Raw genomic sequence first — 451 nt, forward strand, 5'->3', positions numbered from 1 at the left:
TCTCATCTGTTCACGCTGCTCATCGGTCAGTAAGTCCTGCATCTGATTATGCATGCGCACGTTATCAGCCATCATATCGCCATGAAGGTTGGCCATTTGAGCATGCAGCGCCTTTATTTCCTCTGGTTCAGGGCGTTCAGTCTGCATGGTTTGCATCATGTCGTCGCGCAGGTTCATCAATTCGCCCATCCGCTCAAGCTGGGCCGCGCGGTGTTCTTGGCGCATCTCACGCATGGTACTCATCTGCTGCTCGTCGAGCATACCGCCAATGCCGGACATACTCCCCATGCCTTCCATCATTGGACAAGGCATCATCCCGCTTTGCCCTCCCATCATCATTCCTGGGTACATGCCTTCTTGACTGCCCATCATCATGCCCGAACCCATACCGACTTGGCCGTCCATCATATTGCCCTGACCTTGGGCGCCTTGGCTCATACCTTGAGCGAAG

General features: G+C 54.5%; 1 protein-coding gene. It reads right to left on the reverse strand.

Annotation, left to right across the window (positions count from 1 at the left end; genetic code table 11):
• On the reverse strand, positions 1-451 hold a 451-nt coding region (locus CXF87_RS12400; RefSeq protein ID WP_157826546.1), incomplete at both ends, for a Spy/CpxP family protein refolding chaperone.

Source organism: Halomonas sp. MES3-P3E, from assembly GCF_002836035.1.
Classification (GTDB): domain Bacteria; phylum Pseudomonadota; class Gammaproteobacteria; order Pseudomonadales; family Halomonadaceae; genus Vreelandella; species Vreelandella arctica.